Annotated in this window: 13 protein-coding genes; 2 read left to right on the top strand and 11 right to left on the bottom strand. The window is 42.6% G+C overall.

Features of this window, described 5'->3' with window-relative positions; translation table 11 throughout:
• Nucleotides 1-108: 108 nt before the first annotated feature.
• The 7 genes from pilO to PAENI_RS11205 form a co-directional block, all read right to left on the bottom strand.
• Entirely contained in the window at nt 109-714 is a 606-nt protein-coding gene (pilO, locus tag PAENI_RS11175; RefSeq protein WP_149645297.1) for a type 4a pilus biogenesis protein PilO, read from the bottom strand.
• Nucleotides 698-2,323 carry a pilus assembly protein PilM gene (gene pilM, locus PAENI_RS11180; RefSeq protein ID WP_149645298.1) on the bottom strand — a complete coding sequence of 542 codons (1,626 nt, stop codon included), beginning with the start codon at nt 2,321-2,323 and terminating at the stop codon, nt 698-700. The genes pilO and pilM overlap by 17 nt, the downstream gene beginning before the upstream one ends.
• Before the next feature lie 14 nt (nt 2,324-2,337).
• Nucleotides 2,338-3,087 carry a prepilin peptidase gene (locus PAENI_RS11185; protein WP_149645299.1) on the bottom strand — a complete coding sequence of 250 codons (750 nt, stop codon included), beginning with the start codon at nt 3,085-3,087 and terminating at the stop codon, nt 2,338-2,340.
• Between the two features lie 103 nt (nt 3,088-3,190).
• Nucleotides 3,191-3,652, bottom strand: a complete 462-nt coding sequence (locus PAENI_RS11190) for a type II secretion system protein (RefSeq protein WP_149645300.1) — start codon at nt 3,650-3,652, stop codon at nt 3,191-3,193.
• A gap of 167 nt (nt 3,653-3,819) precedes the next feature.
• Complete coding sequence (locus PAENI_RS11195; RefSeq protein ID WP_076119116.1) at nt 3,820-5,025, bottom strand: type II secretion system F family protein; 1,206 nt, start codon at nt 5,023-5,025, stop codon at nt 3,820-3,822.
• The gene (locus tag PAENI_RS11200; RefSeq protein WP_149645301.1) at nt 5,025-6,074 is read right to left on the bottom strand and encodes a type IV pilus twitching motility protein PilT; all 1,050 of its coding nucleotides are present in this window, start codon (nt 6,072-6,074) and stop codon (nt 5,025-5,027) included. Before PAENI_RS11200 ends, PAENI_RS11195 begins: the two co-directional genes overlap by 1 nt.
• A 44-nt stretch (nt 6,075-6,118) precedes the next feature.
• Complete coding sequence (locus PAENI_RS11205; RefSeq protein ID WP_149645302.1) at nt 6,119-7,783, bottom strand: GspE/PulE family protein; 1,665 nt, start codon at nt 7,781-7,783, stop codon at nt 6,119-6,121.
• 376 nt (nt 7,784-8,159) lie between these two features.
• Here PAENI_RS11205 and PAENI_RS11210 point away from each other — a divergent pair, with 376 nt between their 5' ends.
• A complete protein-coding gene (locus PAENI_RS11210) occupies nt 8,160-12,599 on the top strand; it encodes a choice-of-anchor A family protein (protein ID WP_188114530.1) in 4,440 nt (1,479 codons plus the stop codon).
• A gap of 70 nt (nt 12,600-12,669) precedes the next feature.
• On the opposite strand, the gene PAENI_RS11215 is transcribed toward PAENI_RS11210, so the two are convergent.
• From PAENI_RS11215 to PAENI_RS11225, 3 genes are read right to left on the bottom strand one after another with little or no spacing between them, the layout of a single operon-like run.
• Nucleotides 12,670-14,466 carry a hypothetical protein gene (locus PAENI_RS11215; protein ID WP_149645304.1) on the bottom strand — a complete coding sequence of 599 codons (1,797 nt, stop codon included), beginning with the start codon at nt 14,464-14,466 and terminating at the stop codon, nt 12,670-12,672.
• Between the two features lie 13 nt (nt 14,467-14,479).
• The gene (locus tag PAENI_RS11220) at nt 14,480-15,025 is read right to left on the bottom strand and encodes a PilW family protein (protein ID WP_188114531.1); all 546 of its coding nucleotides are present in this window, start codon (nt 15,023-15,025) and stop codon (nt 14,480-14,482) included.
• Nucleotides 15,009-15,599, bottom strand: coding sequence for a type IV pilus modification PilV family protein (locus tag PAENI_RS11225; RefSeq protein ID WP_149645306.1), 591 nt, complete (start codon nt 15,597-15,599; stop codon nt 15,009-15,011). The genes PAENI_RS11220 and PAENI_RS11225 overlap by 17 nt, the downstream gene beginning before the upstream one ends.
• 188 nt (nt 15,600-15,787) lie before the next feature.
• Between PAENI_RS11225 and PAENI_RS11230 the strand changes: the two genes are divergently transcribed.
• Nucleotides 15,788-16,576, top strand: coding sequence for an alpha/beta hydrolase (locus tag PAENI_RS11230; protein ID WP_149645307.1), 789 nt, complete (start codon nt 15,788-15,790; stop codon nt 16,574-16,576).
• Nucleotides 16,577-16,757: 181 nt separating this feature from the next.
• Here the strand turns inward: PAENI_RS11230 and PAENI_RS11235 are convergent, their stop codons facing one another.
• Nucleotides 16,758-17,594, bottom strand: a complete 837-nt coding sequence (locus PAENI_RS11235; protein WP_149645308.1) for a phosphoenolpyruvate hydrolase family protein — start codon at nt 17,592-17,594, stop codon at nt 16,758-16,760.
• Nucleotides 17,595-17,615: the final 21 nt, after the last annotated feature.

The following is a 17,615-nucleotide window of genomic DNA, read 5'->3' on the forward strand; positions in this document are numbered from 1 at the left end:
CAGAGGAATGAAAACGCATTTATATTTTATAGTAACGAAAAAAATCCACCCTCCTGATTTACAGGAAAAGTGGAGTCGTGAAATAGTGTTATTACAACGGTTAGAGATCTAATTCGAAGATGGAGTAGCAACCTCATAATAAGCTGTGAAAGCTACGTTAGCCGTCAAGATACTTTCAGGACTATCCTTAGATCGCTCTTCATAGGATTGCTGGAAATTAAACGAGTCTACATTCACAATACGGGCCAGCGTTTGTAGCTCCTCCATCCACTGCCGTATACTTGTATAGGTGCCCTCTACTACAGCAGTCATTTTGATCTGTTTGATCGTCGGGAACAGCACTTCAGCCGAACCAGTCATTTGCTGAATCGGATTAGCCTCATCCAAAATAAAGCTGACATCCTTTAAGCGTGCCTGTGAGGACATCCCAACCGCTCGTAAATCATCAATCAATCCTTCGCTGTCATCGCCTTTCGGGAGTGCTGCCAGAAGTTCCTGTTGTTCGGAATCTAAAGAAGTAGTGCTGCTTTTTAGTTCATTAATTTTAGTTTGAAGAATCTCTGCTTCTTTTTCCAGCTGTCTGATCTCGGCGTTCTGTGCAGATATTTCTTTATTTGTCGGTTGAACACCCAGCATATAAAAGGCAAACAGCATCAAGAACAAAATCAATACACCCAGTACGATTGGAGAGCGATACTTATTGAACTGTTCCATCGCTGTTCACCTCCTCTTGGCTTTCATCCGTTCCATTTGTCTGTTGATTATTTGCTAATAAGTTTACTTTATAAATGGCTGTATACATATTTAAGGAAGTGGCTGCATTCGTTGGCCCCGCACTCTGATCCACAGTCCCTTCGGTCAGCTTCGAAATAGAAGCATCCACCGTGAAGGACATCTGACGCAGCTGTCTTAAATAGTTAGAGGCATCTACCATAGTAGGTACATTTACAGTCAGGTCAATTGATGTCCGGTAGGTGTAGTTAATGTCACGGATAAAAGCACCCTGCGGCAGCCCTGCGACTACTTCATCTAGAATAGGAACAGCAATTACCTTATTGTTCTGAATCTCTGCGATTGCCGTCTTCCGATCTAACTGCCCAGGTCCACTGTTTTTAAGCTTCCCAAGCTCTACCTGTAGCATTAAACTGCGATCCTGCAAGCCTTGCAGCTCCTCTTTACCATTAGAGATTTGACCCTTATTAGCCGAAAAATAAATCCCCGTCCCAATCGTTCCCACTAGCCAGATCGCCACAAGACCCATGGTCACATAGGGGAATAATAACGTCTCCCGATCTTCTCTTGGCAGTAGGTCAATCGTGTCCACGCTGATGATGCTTTTTAGAGCTGTCCCTGCTGCTACTCGGTAATTATTTAGCTCAAGATCAGATACAGCATCTTTACCCATCTGGTCTAGGCTTATCGGTGTAATGTCGAGTTCTGCCAGCGACTGCTGAAGCTCTAGATCTAGCTGTTTACGAATGGATGGGACACCTGTTATAACTAAGTTTTTGATACGAGTCGAGCCATCGTGCAAGCTGTATTGGTAGAAGCTGAGCATCCGCGAAATTTCCGCAGTGATCTCCACCATTTGTTCCGGTGATAATTGCTCTTCCACAGCAACTGCTGTTTCTGCCAAAACTTCACTGTCTGCCATAAATTCCAATGCCGCAACATTTCTACCTTTATGCAGATCAAGCAAGTTAATCGTACGAATGAATACCGGATTCCCGTCTCTAAACATATAAACGTCCATGACGGATGGCTTTAGATTAATCAACATCGTTTCCGCAAAGCTTTCCCCATGTCCAGTTGCTATACTTCGCGCCAAGGCGGTTGCCGAAATTTCAACACTGCTTATTCGCAGACCCGCACGCTCCAAAATCTCTACATAATCCTGTATCGATTTCCGTGGAGCGGCAAATACGAGCAAATGGCTATGCTCCTCATCTACCTCGAGCGTCACATAGTCGTAAACAGGATTTTCAAAAGGCAAATGCAGTCCCGTCTCCACTTCCAGCTTTACGAGTTGCTCTACCTGCTTATCGTTGGTACTTGGGATACTCATTTTGCGGATGATGATCTGCGAAGGTGGAATCGACAAGGAAACCTTGCTGCCCCTTAACCCTTCCTTCCTCACCCACTGCCTGACCCGGTCATAAAGCGCCTCGCTATCCGCAACTTGATTCTCTATGATCATGCCTGGAAGGAGCGGGAGATACCGTTTTTTGCGGACTTCCCATGACTGTTTATTCTTAAAACTAATATAACGGATTCCGGTAGCTTCAATTGAAAGCCCGGCCACTTTAGGGCCTAATCCAAGCATATGTCGATGTCCTCCTATCCGATGAGCCAGAGATACGCGCTAATGATGTGTGAACCATATCCGTAACTAATTAAAGCACCTATTGCTAACCACGGACCAAAGGGAACCGGTTGTTTGCGTTTGATGATTCCGAGCAGCATTAGCAGTCCTCCGACCACGCTCCCAAGCAGACAAGACATCAGAAAAGTCAAAATAACATTCGGAAATCCAATCACCAAGCCCAGCAGCGCAAATAACTTCACATCTCCAGCTCCCATTCCACCTAACAGAACAAAGGGGATAAGAACCCCTCCCCCAAGTAAAGCTCCCAGCAAGTGATGCCATAACGGCCCCTCTGGAAAGAGCAATACAAGAATGAGCAGGATCGGCAAAAAGAATAGCAATACCTTGTTCGGAATCAGCATGTACTTCAAATCCGCAACCGTCACAATAACCGCTAAACTCACAAACACGAACCCGAGGATTCCCTTCCCCGTCAGACCAAATTGTAAGTACACCCATAGAAAAAGCAAACCAGTTGCCGCTTCTCCTAGCGGGTATAAAGGCGACACCCTTGTACCGCAATAACGACACTTGCCACCTGACAGCATGTAGCTTATCACCGGAAACAAATCCCGCCCCTTTAGCCGCGTATTGCAGTTCGGGCAATGTGACGGTGGATTAAGCAAGGATTCCTTAGCTGGCACCCGTAGTGCCACTACATTATAGAAGGAGCCTAGAATCAGGCCCAGTAAGGTGATGTAACTTGCGATGAATATCGTCATGGATGTCCTCTGTTGGCTTTCTGGATTTTAAAAAAGGAATCGGGAAGTCCGATTCCTTAAGGAAACAAATAAATGGAATATAATAACAGTATGAAGTTATATATTATTTTGCTTTAGAACTTAAGACTTGTTTAGCTGTAAAAACACCTGTTGTTTTATCTGCACCAGCTGCTATTGGTTTAATTACAATGTTATCCAATTGTCCTTCCTTGGTATAATTAACTGTTGCCTCAGTGATCTTTGCTTTTGAACTTGGAAGACTGATCTCCTTATCTAGATAACCTTCATCTTGCATTTCTATAAGAGTTACTGTTACAGCAGCAGTATCATCATTAAACTTCCCATCTTTTTCACCAACAATATATAATCTTGAAGCATCATAAATTTGACGAGCTGTTGCTACATCAGAATCTTCTTTTGCATTGGAAATTACATTCCCAATCAAAGGTATCGCAATAACCGCAATAATTCCCAAAATAACGATAACCGCCAGTAGCTCGATCAGCGTAAACCCCTTTTGATTTTCCTCTTTGCTCAATCTTCTCTTAATGGCTTGTGCTAACATTTTATTTCCCCCTCTAAGTGGTATGTGATGGTACAGCCTATATCTTTTATTTCCGTGAATCCCGCTACAATGCTCGTCCTTCCTTGTCTAGCGCTAGCAAAGATCAGCGACCCTGCCCCGATTCCTTGGGCGTCACCCCTCTCAATATCTTCAAGGAACCACAAGGTTCACATATTGCCGTACAGACTGAACATCGGCAGCATAATGGCGGCCACAATCACACCTACAACACCTGCTAGAAAAGCAATCAGTAATGGTTCAAGCAGTGACTTCAGACGATCAACGGTATTTTCTACGTCCATCTCATAGAAGTCAGCAACCTTAGATAACATCGTATCGAGTGCCCCCGTCTCTTCACCAATCGCAATCATCTGTGTAACTAGCGGCGGGAAGACCCAGGCTTTTTTCAACGGTTCAGATAGTGGGTTTCCTTGTCGCAACGAATCTCCGGCACTACGGATAAATCCCCCAATGACCTTATTTCCTGCTACCTCTTCTACAATCACCAAGGATTGCAGGATCGGAACTGAGCTGGCATATAGAGATGAAAAAGTACGCGTAAACTGAGCAATCGAGCCTTTTTGATTCAATTTACCGAACACTGGAATCTTCAGCTTGGCATAATCAAGTGCGTAGGCACCCTTTTCTGTTCGTTTTGTAATCTGAAAAGCTATCACTAGGAGGAGAACTCCGAGTATCCAGAAATACCATTGACCTTGAATACTTTTACTAAGTGCCAATACCATCTTTGTAATCGCCGGAAGCTCTGCATTCATCGATTCGAACATCGTTACAAACTGTGGAACAATCGCCCAGAGGAGGTATATAACCGCTCCAATCGCCATCACCCCGACGGTAATCGGGTAAGTGAGCGCAGATTTGATTTTCTCCGTCGTGGAATGCTGCTTCTCAAAAAACATCGCCAGTCTGTCGAGCGTCCCCTCAATATCACCTGATTCCTCACCGGCACGGATCATGCTGACGAATAGCTGCGGGAAGATTTTTTTATGATCCTGAACGGCTTGTGAGAACGATATCCCACGCATCAGGCTGGAGTTAACATCTACTAGCGCTTTGCGTAGAGGCTTACTCTCAGTCTGCTCCGCCAAAATACGCGTTGCATCTACAATCGACACTCCAGCACGCATAAGCGTGGCAAACTGCCTACAATAAATAATGAAATGAAGCGGTTTGACCGGATTACCGATATAAATATCCATCGATAGAATCGTTGTTTTGCGTTCGATCAGCGAGAATACCGTAAGGCCCCGTTTGCGTAACTCCTCCATTGCCGTGGGTTTATCTGTTGCGGTTAGCTTTCCTTTAATGGACTTGCCTGCGGTTGTCTTTACTTGATATTCAAAAAGAGGCATCAGCTACTCACCTCCGTCATAAACGCCTTAGCTGCTACTGGTTCAATGAATCCCTGTGATAAATACTCACGGATACTCATGTCCAACGTATGCATGCCTTGCGAGCGTCCGGTTTGCATCACATTTTTAATCTGATGTGTCTTTTCGGTACGAATGAGATTGGCTACGGCAGGTGTATTCACTAAGATCTCTGTTGCACATATCCGCCCCCGTCCTCCAGCTCTTGGAAACAAGCGCTGACTGACAACTGCCAGTAATACTGAGGCTAGCTGTGAACGGATCTGCCCCTGCTGATGACCCGGAAAAGCGTCAATAATTCGATCAATTGTCTGTGGTGCGTCTGTTGTATGTAAGGTTGCCATCACAAGATGACCTGTTTCCGCGGCAGTAACTGCTGCTGTAATGGTCTCCAAATCCCGCATCTCTCCAACGAGAATAACATCCGGATCCTGACGTAATGCAGAACGTAGTCCGCTCGCAAAGCTAGCTGTGTCGCTGCCTACTTCACGTTGATCTACCAGACAGGTTCCATGACTATGCAGAAATTCTATAGGATCTTCAAGTGTCACAATATGCTTGCTTTCGGTCTTGTTAATGTAATTCAGCATAGCTGCTAACGTAGAGGATTTACCGCTGCCCGTAGGCCCTGTAACTAATATCAAACCTTGTGGTTTAAGTGACAAAGTGGACAAAATCGGAGGCATCGACAGTTGTTCTAGACTCGGAATCTCTGCAGGAATGGCTCGGGCAGCAATACTAATCTCACCCCGCTGACGATAGACATTCAACCGAAATCTTACGCCGCCATCCAGCGGATAAGAGAAATCCACCTCACCTGCATTCCGAAACACTTCGTTTCGTTCACTGCCAAGCAGCGCTTCTGCCATTTCTGCCGCTTCATGACCTGTTACTGGTGCACCCTCAAGTGGGTGAAGCATTCCATCCATACGTATCACCGGAGGCGAGCCTACAGAGATATGTAAGTCGGAAGCTTTGGAGGAGTAAGCCGTCTGCAAAAGCTGTCTAATATCCCGCGTATACGTTGGCATCGGCTGCTCCCCCTATTTTTAAAATGAAAAGAACCTAATAGACCCTAATGTGAGACCGTCTCGCGCATTACTTCTTGAAGCGTTGTAATCCCTTGACTAACTTTGAGTAAGCCATCATCCATCAGTTGAACAAGTCCACGCGCCTTACCTGCGACACGCATTTCCTCTACAGAAGCAGTGTTTGTAATAAGCTGCCGCAAATGATCGTCAATGCTGAGTACCTCATGAATCGCTATTCGACCACGATAACCAGAACTGCTACAGCTACCGCAACCTCGACCACGATGTAGTTCATCCGCTGGCAACCCTAAGCTACGTAGCATAATCGCTTCCTGCTCAGACGGTTTGTAGGTTTCTTTGCAGTCGGTGCAGATTTTGCGAACGAGCCGCTGCGCTACCACACCAATTAATGAGGAGGCAATTAAATAAGGCTCTACTCCCATATCTCGCAGTCGAGAGACGGAGCTAATCGCATCGTTTGTATGTAAAGTAGACAACACTAGATGACCCGTTAATGAGGCGCGAACCGCAATTTCAGCAGTTTCTGCATCGCGTATCTCACCGACCATTACAATATTCGGATCTTGTCGGAGAATCGAACGTAGTCCCGCGGCAAAGGTTAAACCAATAGCTGAGTTTACGTGTACCTGGTTTACACCCTCAAGCTGGTATTCCACTGGATCTTCAACAGTAATAATATTTGCACTTTCTACATTGAGTTGATTCAGCGCTGAATATAAAGTCGTTGTTTTTCCACTACCTGTAGGTCCAGTAATTAGCAGAATTCCATAAGGACGAGCAATCATTTCCTTAAAAGCTTCTGCATTCCCCTCACTGAATCCCAAAGCATCTACAGATTTGACACCAGTGCTTAAATCTAGCAACCGCAGTACAATCTTCTCTCCGTGCATCGTCGGCAATGAGGATACACGAATATCTACCATTTTGTAATCAAACTGCATTTTGATTCGGCCGTCTTGTGGCAAACGTCGTTCTGCGATATTCAGTCGGGCCATTATTTTCAGACGAGCGGTGATAAAGCCCTGCATTTGCTTAGGAATAATGCGCTCTGTCCGTAAAGTTCCATCAATGCGGTAGCGGATCGTTAGATTATTCTCACCTGGATCCATATGTATATCAGACGCCCGCAGAGCAACAGCCTGCTGAATCATCTGGTTGACCAAACGGACAATTGGAGAGTCCTCGTCTGTAATCTCCGTTTCTTCTATTTCTTCCTGTGTCGGGAGCTCTACTAGCATCTGATTCATAGAATCACGCATGCCATAATGACGCGCAATCGCCCGCTGTAGCTCATCCCTAGTGGAAATAGCGGGTTCGATCCGGAACCCTGTACTCATTCGCAAATCTTCTATCGCAAAATAATCTAGCGGATCGGCCATCGCAACCATCAGCTTACCGCCTTCTTTTAAGAAGGGAAGTACCTGATAACGCTTAGCCATACTTTCAGGAATAATCTGTGTGATCGCAGGATCAATCTGGTATTTAAATAAACTGACATGCGGAATACCCAGCTGGAATTCAAGCACTTCAATCAGCTGCTGCTCCGTGATATAGCCTTGAGAGATTAGCAGATCGCCAAGCTTACGCTTGCTTTTACGCTGTTCCGCAAGTGCTTCAAGCAGCTGTTCCTGAGAAATAATATTATTTTCTACCAGCAAATCTCCAAGTCTCTTTTTGGCGATGGCCATGTCCGTTCAGCTCCGTATGCCGTTATTGGTTATACCTTTATGCCGACCTCGTTAATGGATAATATTAGGAATAAACAAAAGATAAATTACCAGTTCTATTTCTGCAAAATACGAAAATAATTTTTTCCATAAATACGGATTCATCATTTTTGTCAAAGTAGCGTATTTTTCAATAGACTTGGGACTTTAGTAATAAATTTATAGGTATATTTCAATAGATTTATGTTGTCTATCAATGCTGAATGTCCTAGAATGTATATAACATAGATTGGATAATTTTACAATGAAATCAGCTGAAAAAGCTGTCGCAAACTAGCATATATAACATACGATTCGACCATATATACCAATATTTAACAATCAGGGAGAGATGACCATGAAATTTGCCATTAACAAACGGATCTATCTTTTTACAGTAACGATCTTGCTTCTCCTTCTGCTTGTTCTGCCACTCAAAAATCACTTCACGAATGTAGAAGCCAGTTCAAATGATTATCAGATTCGAATGTTGGAGATTACGGAGAGTGGGATTAGTGAACTTGCGTCTCTAAAAACGGGAATATCTAACCTTACGATTGACACGATGAGTATGAAGCGCTTTGTGGCGCTGCGGGATGATCTGGACGGGCGATACGATGCGGTTTATATCGGGAAGGGGACTTACAGTACGAGTGGGGTCTCCGGAAAAGATCATAATACCAAAGCAGTTATGAATGACATAACTAATTTAAAAGCGAAAGAAATCACCGATTATTTTATTAATAAGGGGTTATATGTAATTTTCCACAAGCAGCCCTTCTCAGCTCCAACACAGAACGGAATTTTATATAATACCTTTAATACATACCAGGCATTAACCCCAAAATCCAATGTTCTATTCTTCAATGATTCTGAGTTAAATGCCTTTATCTCCGAATTGAAAAAAAGTAATTCCACTTATTTGTCCAAAATGAAGCAAAGACCTCAACTAAACATTACTAACAAGAGTCAAATTATCGAATACGGTGCGACTGTGCCCAAGATCTATACGCCCGGCGACGAGCTCACATTCAAGTTCAATGTTTCAAATGTTAATTTAGGAACGAATCCTATACTTGTTAAGCTCTATCTGGGCTTAGATAAGTCCATAAAAATGACTGAAGATCAAGTCGTTGCTACCACGTCCTTGAGCACTTCGCCAACCGGTGAAATCAAATATAAGCTTCCTAAGACTTATTCAGGTCTATTATATTGGAAGCTAGAGGCAGTAGATTCTTTGAATCAAAAGGTTCTAAGTGATTTCACTACCGGCACTATTCAATTTAAGGGTAAGAAGACGATGGTTAATGTATTGCAGATATTACCTGATGGAAATAATGACAGCCAACTCATTAATAATGAATTAGTTATGGATTCCAGTTTTCTAAATAGCCTAGACAAAGACTACGAACTGGTTATCGATACAAAAACAATGACTCAATTCAACGATTACATTAAGAATAAGGAAAGTTCTACACCAAAATACGGTTTGAACGGCACATACGACATGCTCCTATTTGGATTCCGGGATATATACAATGAAAAAGCTCCAATTAACGAACTTTCGGCGGATGCCGTATTAAAATTCATAAATGAAACTAAACAATCTGCCATGTTCACTCACGATACTATTTATATTAATACCAGCAACAACAATAGCAGCCAATGGACGAAGAAGTTCCAAGGAATTACCGGTCAAACCACCCCTCAGACCAACTTGGGATTAAATGCTCCAAGCACATCAACATCTATTACTCCTGTGAATGATGGGTTACTCACACAATATCCTTTTAATTTAAGTGTTCAAGATGGTAGGAATACTGTAGCCAGTACACATAATCAATATTTCACCCTTGACTTAGAGGACCCCTCAGTGACCCCTTGGTACAATATCACTGGTAGTAACCGTGATAGCAATGATAGCTGGAACCATTACTATACGTATTCTAAAGGAAATGTGACTTACTCAGGAACCGGACATATCATTGGAACGTCTTATAAAAAAACTGAAGCAACGTCTTTTCCAAAGTGGGAACAAAAGTTGTTCGTAAATACGATGTACCGTGCATTTACAGGTGCTAATCATGCTCCGGAAATCACAGTGCACACACCCTCTGACAACAGTATAAAGCCTTCGTATCAGAACCAACTGGTCGTCAGTTATACAGTCGATGACTGGGATTTGAAGGACAAGAACCTATTTACCAGTGTAAAGTTTAAACAAAACGACAATGTAATTGCCGGCTACATAATGAACGAGAAGGCAATTTTATCTGGAGAGACAGTTACTCAGGCTTTTAACAACCCTCTCCCTGCAGGTGGAAATCTTCAAATCGAGATTACTGCTTGGGACAAACAAGGCGCACTCTCAACTAAAATCGTAAACGTGACTGTACAAAAGATCGATTCGAACCTCACGATTCAACGTACACAGCCTTCCGCTACTGTTGAGAAGGGTAAGCCGATTATATTTACGTACACTGTAACGCCAAACTCTGTTCCCTATCTTGCTGTTGATCCCGGTGAACAAGGAATTAATAACCTAGTGATTTCAGACGTTCAGTTTGAAGAAAAGTTTCCTCCGAATTTGGAATTTAGCGAACCTCTCCCGGATGGTATGACCAAGAGCGGTACTTTAAGCACAGGATATACTTTAAGAAAAAATCTAGGAAACATCACTTACAAGTTAACAGAGAGTAACAACGTCAAATCTTATACGCCAGAAAACAGTACTACTATCACTTTTAGTCTTACAGCAGTTCCGCAAGAAAAGAAATTATACCTGCTAGATAATTCAAAGATTACTTATGAGGATATTCATGCAGAGGCGCTTACTTTCCCTGGATCCAACGCTCCAATTACTTCACTCGGCATAGCTAATGATTATTCAATCTTTATGCTAGAGAACATTGATTTTCGAAACATTGGATTCACCAATAACTGGCGCATAGCAGCAGGTGGGAATATATATATCAACTCTTTTGGTGTAGGGCAATCATTAACGAATACCGAAACTACTGCGACTATTGTGGCAGGTGGAAACCTGAGCTTAGATGGCGGTACTCTAAATGGGATGGCTTATTACGGAGGTAGTATAACTGCTCCAGATTACCTCCTTAGACAAACCCTGCATAAAGATAAGTTCATTAATTTCGCTGAGGTTGCGAAAGGCCTGAAAAGTCGCTCATTATCGTATGCAACATTACCGGAGACTGCCCAACCAACAGGTCCGGAGCACACCATCACTCTAAAAGGAATTGATCCTAACCTTAACGTCTTTTATGTAACACCGATCAATGGAAATATTAAAAGTCTGATCATTGATACACCACATAGTTCCACTACTGTTGTCAATATTCCTGGAAAGAATGTAACCGTCAGCAATGGCTCCAATACCCTTGTAGGAGTGAGCAGTAATAACGTTTTATACAATTTTTATGAAGCCACTTCATTGAACCTTCATAGATACAAAATTTATGGTTCAGTTCTGGCTCCACTAGCAAATATATCTTTTACAGGTGATATTGTTGGCTCGGTAATCGGAAAATCCATTTCTCCATATAATGGTGGGCACAGTATTGTTCTGTCTTCATTCACTGGGAATTTACCGAATCCGACACCAGTCACACGGGACCGGGTAACAATAAGCTTCTCTCCGATCTCCTTTGAAGCGATCGTTAAAGTAGCGAACATTCAACTTCAAGATACTCGGATTCGGGTAGGTAGTGAACTGAAACTTCTACCGGTCATAACGCCTGAGGATGCCAACAATAAAGAAGTAATTTGGTTATCCATGCAGCCAGATGCTGTATCAGTTACAGATACAGGGGTCATAACAGGTCTGAGAGCCGGAGAAGCAACACTAGTGATTACGGCAAGAGATGTAAGAAACGATGGTAGCAAGGTTTCTACCACTGCAATAGTAACTGTGGTTTCACCTGATTTAACTATTAAGGGAGCAGATCACGCTATAGTCGGCGAGAAAGTTTCCTTCGAAGCTAGCTATGAGCCCTTTGAAGAAACGATAACCGGCTACGAATGGTCCATCAAGCCAGGATCTAATTCAGCCGATGCAACGATAACCAAGAATTCTGATCCATCCATCGGAAGTAACGCCACCTTGCAGGCTAAACGATCTGGATTTGTGACTATTGTAGCTAAGGTGAAAACAAACCGAAAACCTGATGTAGCCGATACTGAAGAACTTACTATTAAAATTACTAATCCAGTTCGTGAGATAAGGATTAACGGCGATTCTTTTGTGAATATTGGAAGCGAGATACCGTTAAATGTGTCTGTCGATCAACCTGTAGAGAATTCCGATCCTGTTGAATACGTATGGAACCTGGAAGGTGATGGAAGTAATTATGCAACATACGTACCTACCCCTGATAACAAAACTATAAAGTTAAAGGGCAACGTGTTTACCAAATCAGTCAAGGTCAAAGTGATTGTAAAAGGATCCTCCCCTGTTATTGAAGCCTTTAAAGAAATAGCAATTGGGGTTAAATTAACTAACCTATCATTACCCGCGCCATTCAAAATAGGAGTTGGGCCGGATAATTCCAGAGATTTATTTAATAACGGTCTTGTGCTTTGGCCAGAAAGCTTAATCAAAAATGACTTTAAAGATAAACTCCTCTGGACAAGCAGCAACACAGCCATCCTGACGGTTTCAGCAGATGGTAAAATAACCGGTCTAAAGAAGGGGAAAGCCACTATTACTGTTTCGTATATTGAAGACCCTAAAATCCAAGCCTCTGTAGAGGTAATTGTAGAGAACGAAGATCGTTACTAAAAAGGCAAAACCCCCGAGTCGCAAAGATACTGCGTCTCGGGGGTTTTATATTCCACATTTATATCATAGCCTACTCCAACTGCATGTCTTCTACGCTAATGTTCACTGTCTTCACACGAGGAAGTCCAGCCTTCTGATCTTCAAAGATCTTATCGTTATAAGCTGCCTTAAATCGGATTAACTTGCTGTTGTTGTCTATTACAATTTCATTGTCTTTCCCTACAGCTGTTCCCCGCACAGCATTTATAGTAAGATTGCCCTTTGCAAAGAATCCTCCACTAAGCGAGAACATAGATCCTACACCATATAAATCCGCTTCAGAATCTGTATAGAAAAAGGCATCTAACTGAGTAGGAGTGTTACTGAAGGCGGCCAAGCGATTAATTAGTATTGGCCCACGGGAGATCAATACTAGTTCCTTATCACCCAAGCCTTGAAGGTTTGCATCTTCCACCAATGTAGTATGTTCGAGGATCCCATTAATAGTCGAGGGTTCTTTAAGTATAAACATGGTGGAATCAATTTGAACGTTCCCTCTAATTTCTACCTTTCCAGTCACCAAAATATTAGCGCATATCTGCACTGCTTTTTCATTACCATAATTATCAATGATTAGATTTCCGTCTACAATGAACCACTTACGAGATGGTGTTGTGTTTTTGTCATCTTCTGAATATAAAATACCCGGAAAGTCTCCACTGCCGTCCAGATCCAAATCTCCTTTATAAATAACTGATTTGGTTGGATTCTTTATAATGTTTACTGTTTCATTGTATTCCACCATCTTCTCAACAAAGTCCTCCTGAGCCTCAGGCGAATCATCCATAAGAACTGGTTTGATCAAGTCAACCTGGTCAATAGCATCAAAATTATAAAGATTCATACCTGCTAAATAAGATGCTAGTTCGCCTTCAGCAAGCTTATTCCTAATCGTAGTTCTGTCAGCCCCCGCCCCTATTGCTTCCGCTACTTTATCCACAAATGAACCCTCAACATTAACTTCTACAAACGTTCGACGGTTTCTAATTCCCACCTTATCTTGAGGAATCTTGCCATTCATAGAAGTTTCTTCTGTAATATCAGAAGCCTTTATATCACTTTTTCCAGCTTCCCTATAAATTAGTTTATCAAGGGATTGGACATGCGCCTCCCCATCCAGCTCAAAGGGACGTGATACTATCGAACCACCATTCTTTCTATAGATGTACTCAGCCTTGTCGCTGATAATTAGTGTATCTCCTGCGTAAATATTTCCAATAATTAATGGAGCTCCATTAATTGTAAGATTCTTTTCTGACCCTATAGTGTATTTAAGAAAATCTGGAAAAGTGTCTATAAACACCCTTTGCTTAAGGTTACGCTTGACCCCGTTAACTTCAGCCTCCGATTTGATAGTCACTATGTATCTGACCAACTGTCCATTTCCAATCGTTGCCTCTTTCGGATATGTAACTCCATTTATCTTCCCACTTGCGTTTGCCAAACCAGTACTTGCCTTAAGGCCTGCCGAAAGTGTATCTGGAAGTGTGGTTGGAAGTGTTTCCAAAAACTTTTTTATAGCCTGATCCAAGTCTTCTTGGCTCATATCTACATTACTCTCTATCTTTTTATTTAAGCTCGATGTAATATACGCCACAGCCTCATCAAGCGTTTTTTCAGCTAAGTGTAGACTTTGCACATCATTTTTACGCGTCTCCGTCCGTTGTGCACCGCCCACTGTAGCACTAAGTACACTCAGACCGAGAATAGTAAGAATCAGTACAATGAACATGACCAGTACAAGTGCCGAGCCTCTCTCTTCCTTTAAGCATTGCAAACTAGTATGAGCTATTCTGACGCGGGTAGACCGTGATGATTGTCCTGTCATTGTGTGATTCCTCCTAAAAACCAAATTTGCTCACCATCTCCATATCATATGTCCTTCCATCGTAATGCTGAGTTAGAAGTAGTTTTATATCGACTAGTCCGCTTCTACAAGGTACATTAACCTTGCAACCCGTACCATTAGAATTGGTAGAAACAATCGTAGAACCAGAAAGATCGGAATGAATTGAGGTACGAGGATCGTTTATGACACTATTAATGGTAAGTGTAGTAATGCCACCTTCCCCGCCCTCAGAAGTAACAAATTGAATAGTTCGCGTAGATATCACACCATCTGAATCCTTTATCAAATTCAATCCATCTGTCGTATTCTCCACTCTAGTAGGCCCGAATACATATAATTCATTAATGATAGATGACATAATCAAATCTGCTTCCTCACGAAGAGAGTTCTCAATCGTTATTTTGTGATAGCTTCGAAACCCAAACATCGTCACCATAGAAATAATCCCTACAACCATGGAGAAGATAGTAAGGGCTGCGATCATTTCAATTAGAGTAAAACCCTGCTGATTTTTTAGACGGTTAGCGAATCTTCTCATCCGTAATATATCCCTCCACCACCGTAGTGTACGTTTCCCCTCCTGGCCCTCCATTCCCACTCACTTCTACCTCGACAGGTATCAGATAGGGTGCCATTTCACTCTTACGAGTATCGACCCCTCCACCACTATCCTTTCCCTCTTGCATCTCCTGATGAAGTTGGGACTGGTAGCGAATATTAATCTCATATTTGATGTTGTTAATGACTGGATTTAATACATCTGGTAGTGCTCCTGAATTCACAAAAATATCGCTATATACGCATGTTAATTTCGTTGTACACTCTGAAGCCTTGATCATGGGTGTTTCCCCACCTGCTTCTACAATTTTCTTTTGCTCTAGTGGATCTGTTACAAAAAAACTACTCATCTTCTCAAAATCCTGCTTCTCCACATAAAACAGCGCGTTCCGCGCCAGATTGACCATAATCGTCTTGTTTTGATTCGATTTAGAGTAACTCATGGCGTTTGTAAAGTAAGACGTAAGTACCAGTGAAATTATCGATAAGATCACAATAGCGGCCAGCACTTCGATCAATGTAAATCCTTTTTCCTGCTTTAGGCCTGATTTCATCCTACTTTCTTCCTCCCGCCTACGAGAATGCTTTCATATTTGCACGTTTTTTCCTTAATTTTCTACTTCCATTATATTCTCTCATATCCAGCTACAGCAATCCTCAAAACCCTTATAATTCAGATATTTCTACAATATCTCTCACTTTTGCTCTGTGCTATCATTTGGAAAGAGAGGGGATGGATGAAATGGCTTTAATAGAGTGCAAATTTTATTCGGAAGTACTAGGATTGAATACCTCAATGACTGTAATTTTGCCGCAAAAAACAACCACACAAATCGGGATGAGCAACGTAACTAGAGGTGAACTTCACCCTACGCTGTATTTGCTGCACGGTTTGTCAGACGATGATTCGATCTGGCTTCGCCGGACTTCTATAGAACGATATGTAGCAGAGATGGGAATAGCTGTAGTTATGCCGAATGTGCACCGCAGTTTCTACACGGATATGGCGGTTGGCGGCCGTTATTGGACCTTTATTAGTGAAGAGTTGCCGATGCTTGCACGCTCGTTTTTCCCACTGTCAGATAAACGTGAGGAGAACTTTGTAGCTGGACTATCGATGGGTGGTTACGGGGCGATCAAGCTGGGACTGCGTAAACCGGAGTCTTTTGCAGCGGCAGCGAGTCTGTCAGGAGCACTTGATATGGCGCATAATTTTATGAACGCGGAAGATCCTACCGTCAAAAGCAAAGAATACGAAATGATCTTCGGAACAGAAGATATCGCCGGAACGCCCGAAGACCTTCTATGGCTGCTTGAGGAAGTGAACCGCTCCACGGGACCGAAACCAGCGCTGTATCAATGCTGTGGCACAGAAGATTTCCTGTACACAGATAACTTGAAATTCCGCGATGCATGCCGAGCAACCTCCCTTGATTTCTCCTACGATGAAGGTCCTGGCAACCATGAATGGGGCTACTGGGATGCCAAAATCCGCGATATATTGGCTTGGCTCCCGTTGAGTAATAACTAGCTTCTTCTAATAGACAACAAAAAGATGCAGCCATAAGCTGCACCTTAATATCTGTTCTACCCAGATTGCCCTCTTCGGAGGGTTCTTTTAAAATATAAGGATAAAGTACACGTTTCACACTACTTTATCCTTACACTTCTCGCTTAATTGCTTACCGTCCTTATAAGGACGCCGAAGGCATTTATGCTTGTTTGGTGATTTTTTTAAATAATCCAGTCTGTTCTGTGATTCCTTTTTCAGCAGCAAATCTTTCAATACTCGATGCACCAAAGAATCCGTCTATACCTTCTGCCCGTTCAATTACATACGCCGCATCTTCTGGTTCAGCAATCGGTCCACCGTGACAAATAACCATAATATCGGGATTTACTGCTTTCCCTGCTTTAATAATCGCTTCAATTCTTTCTACACAATCATCTAAAGTAAGAGCGGTCTTAGCTCCAATTGTACCTTTGGTAGTCAAGCCCATATGCGCCACCAGAATATCTGCGCCTGCTTCTGCCATAGCTTTAGCTTGTTCAGGATCAAATACATAAGGAGTGGTGAGCATATCCAATTCATGCGCTGCTCTAATCATATCTACTTCTAAACCATACCCCATCCCAGTCTCTTCAAGGTTCTGTCTGAATACGCCATCGATCAAACCAACGGTTGGGAAGTTTTGCACGCCACTGAAACCTTGTTCCTTAAGTTGTTTTAAATAAACCTCCATCACTCTAAAAGGATCCGTTCCACATACGCCTGCTAATACGGGAGTATTTTTCACAACAGGTAAAACCTCAGAGCCCATTTCGACTACGATTTGGTTGGCATCTCCATAAGATAATAACCCCGCGAGTGATCCACGACCTGCCATTCTGTATCTTCCTGAATTATAAACAATCAGCATATCCGCTCCGCCAGCTTCACTGCTTTTTGCAGTAATCCCTGTGCCAGCCCCAACACCTAAAAGAATCTTTCCATTTGCTACTTCTTCTCTAAACTTCGCCATGATTTCAGTTCTTGTATTTTTGTTCATGTGTAACGCCTCCATCATTAT

Source organism: Paenibacillus sp. B2(2019), assembly GCF_008370385.1.
Taxonomy (GTDB): Bacteria; Bacillota; Bacilli; order Paenibacillales; family Paenibacillaceae; genus Paenibacillus_AQ.